Annotated in this window: 2 protein-coding genes and 2 pseudogenes; 1 reads left to right on the top strand and 3 read right to left on the bottom strand. The window is 61.5% G+C overall.

From position 1 onward, the window contains the following. Window positions 1-162 precede the first annotated feature (162 nt). A pseudogene (locus ABIB91_RS41570) lies at window positions 163-549 on the top strand (IS110 family transposase); the annotation flags it as partial. On the opposite strand, the pseudogene ABIB91_RS41565 reads toward ABIB91_RS41570, so the two are convergent. The 3 genes and pseudogenes from ABIB91_RS41565 to tnpC form a co-directional block, all read right to left on the bottom strand. Beyond that, window positions 537-686 (bottom strand): annotated as a pseudogene (locus ABIB91_RS41565) (transposase); the annotation flags it as partial. The pseudogenes ABIB91_RS41570 and ABIB91_RS41565 sit on opposite strands and share 13 nt — an antisense overlap. Before the next feature lie 90 nt (window positions 687-776). Next, window positions 777-1,379 carry a plasmid pRiA4b ORF-3 family protein gene (locus tag ABIB91_RS41560; RefSeq protein ID WP_354172963.1) on the bottom strand — a complete coding sequence of 201 codons (603 nt, stop codon included), beginning with the start codon at window positions 1,377-1,379 and terminating at the stop codon, window positions 777-779. Beyond that, window positions 1,376-2,737, bottom strand: a 1,362-nt coding sequence (tnpC, locus tag ABIB91_RS41555; RefSeq protein WP_354172965.1) for an IS66 family transposase, incomplete at its 5' end; no start/stop codon positions are given. The genes ABIB91_RS41560 and tnpC, both read right to left, overlap by 4 nt.

Raw genomic sequence — 2,737 nt, 5'->3', positions numbered from 1 at the left:
CAGCAGCAGCGCCAGCGCGGCTGGAAGCTTTATTCCTTCCATGCCCCGGAGGTGGAATGCATCGGCAAAGGCAAGGCCGCCGCGCCTTACGAGTTAATGGCATGGACCACGCCCGCTCTCAGCGGCAACGTTAAGCCTCCGGCAAGAGAAGGAGCACGAGCCATGTCCCATACGAACATTGTCACGATCGGTATCGACCTAGGCAAGAACACATTCCATGTGGTGGGATTCGATGCCACGGGTGCAATCATCCTACGCAAGAAGCGATCGAGAAATCAGCTTGAGCAGTCGCTGGCTAATGTTCCAGCCTGCCTGATCGGAATGGAGGCTTGTTCAGGAGCACACCACCTGGGGCGCAAGCTGGAGAAATTAGGCCATCAAGTACGGCTCTTGCCGGCACAGTATGTGAAGCCATACCTCAAGGGCCACAAGAATGACTTCCGTGATGCCGAAGCCATCGCAGAGGCGACGCAGCCCCGACCATGCGCTTTGTCCCATTGAACTCGGCCGAACAACTTGACTTGCAGGCACTGCACAGAGTCGAAGCCGAACTCCTTCACCCATTTGCGCAGCACGTTCTCATGAACGCCCAGGTCTCGGCCGGCTTGCGCCACAGATACCCCGCGGTCCCTGACGAGCTTGACCGCCTCGATCTTGAACTCTCGACTGAACTTCCGTCTCTGCATGACCCACCTCTGGCTCGATAAAACACCCAATCTTGGTGTCCATCAAACGTAAGCGTAGCTCTGCGGCCCTTTTTGATTGGTGCTTGACGCCTATTTTGAGCGCGTGACGCGGCGCCGCGGCTTCCAAATTTCGGACAAAGCGTTGACGGCGGCCTCGAGCGCCTTGCTGTCGATGACGTTGGGATCGAAGTGTTCGGGCCCCCAGAGGCGCATGTGTTCGTGCTCCGGATGGGTGGGGTCGCGGAGGGCATCGAGGTATTCAGCATAGCCTGGCGCACCGCCGACGTCTTCCGGAGGACAACGGCCGGCGGCCTGGAGCAAGAAGGGCAGACCCTCTGTCGGCGTGTCGTCGAACCATTTTTCGAGCTTGATCACATGATCCCAGCTGTCGCCGAAGTCGTAGAGATAATGGATCGTCTTGGCGCCGGTCTCGTGAACGATATCGCTGAGCCGCGCCTTGCGGGCATCGATGGGCTGGGGACCAAAATCACCATCGGGATCGGGGATACCCCAACGTCCTTCGCCAGCCAGGAACTCAAAGAGATGGCTATTCGTCCAGCCAAACGCCGCCTGAAGCGTCAGATGCAGCCGATCAAGGCGCAGCGTGAGCGGCACGACGAGGCATCGCATCACCTCCGGTTTCACGTCCTTGAGGGTCACCTTGATCCGGACGGCGGTCGTGTTGAGGCTCATGCCGCCAGCCTCGGGTCGTGTGCATGCATCGTGTAGGTCGACGACCACGGAAGCAGTTCGTCCAGTCGCGCCGCAGGCCAGCCATTGACGAGCTTAGAGAGGACGTCGGAGAGCCAGTGCTCGGCGCTGACGCTGTTGAGCTTACAGGTCTCGATCAACGAAGCTAGTACTGCCCAACTCTCGGCACCCTCGTCGCAACCGGCAAAAAGGGAGTTCTTGGCGTTGAGCTTGATCGGCCGCATCGCACGCTCGACCGCATTCGTATCCATCTCGATGCGCCCGTCATCAAGGTAGAGCGTCAGGCCGTCCCAATGACGCAGCGCATAACGCAAAGCCTTCGCCGTGTCGCTCTTCTGCGCAAGGTGATCAAGTTTTGCCTCAAACCACTGCTTCAAGGCTGCAGCCAGAGGCCGGGCATGCGCTTGTCGGCCCGCGCGACGCTCGGCATCAGATCGGCCGCGGAGTGCTTTCTCGACCGCGTAGAGTTGGGCGATGCGCTCGAGGGCCTCGCGGGCAACCGGAGCCGGCGCCGGCGAAGCCTCGCGTTCGATCTTCACAAACTGGCGCGGTAGATGCGACCAGCAGAAGGCGAGCGTGCCCGACAGCGCGTCCGCACGCGTCTCTCGGGTCATGGTCTTGTAAGCCTCATAGCCATCGCAGTGGATGATGCCACGATAGCCCTCAAGCAGCCTCAAGCCATGAACGGCGCCGCGGCCCGGTGCATAGGCGTAAACCACGCCAGGTGGGTCAGGTCCGGCCCAAGGCCTGTCATCGCGCGAGAGTGCCCAGAAGTAGCCGGTTTTGGTCCTGCCGCGCCCCGGATCCAGCACCGGCGCCGGGGTCTCATCGACACAGAGCTTCGGGGACACGAGCAGCAGCTCGCGCAGACGATGCCACAAGGGCTTCAATTCCTGGGCGGCATAGCCGACCCAGAAGGCGAGCGTGGAACGATCGATGGCGATACCGTGCGTCGCCAGCATCTGCGCCTGACGATAGAGCGGCAAATGCCAATGATACTTGGCGTCGATCACATGCGCGACGAGCCGCTCGGTGGGCAGTCCACCCTTGATCAATCGCTCGGGCGCGGCGTGCTGGAGGACCACGCCATGACAGGCGCGGCAGGCCAGCTTGGGCCGGCGGGTTACGATCACCCGGTACTGCACCGGAACGACGTCGAGCCTTTGGCTCTCATCGCTGCCAATCTCAACGAGATCGCCTTTGCAGGACGGGCAGCAGGTTGCAGTCGGCATCAGCGTTTCGACGATGCGTGGCAAATGCTCCGGCAGCTTGCCACGATTGGTCCTGCGGCGCTCGGCAGCTCTCTGCTCGGGCGTTTTGGGATTGGCGCGGTCCTCGGC

This window comes from Bradyrhizobium sp. JR4.3, from assembly GCF_040547695.1.
Lineage (GTDB): Bacteria > Pseudomonadota > Alphaproteobacteria > Rhizobiales > Xanthobacteraceae > Bradyrhizobium > Bradyrhizobium canariense.
Note: the sequence above shows the minus strand (reverse complement) of the source record. Positions and strands in the feature narration are given on the sequence as shown.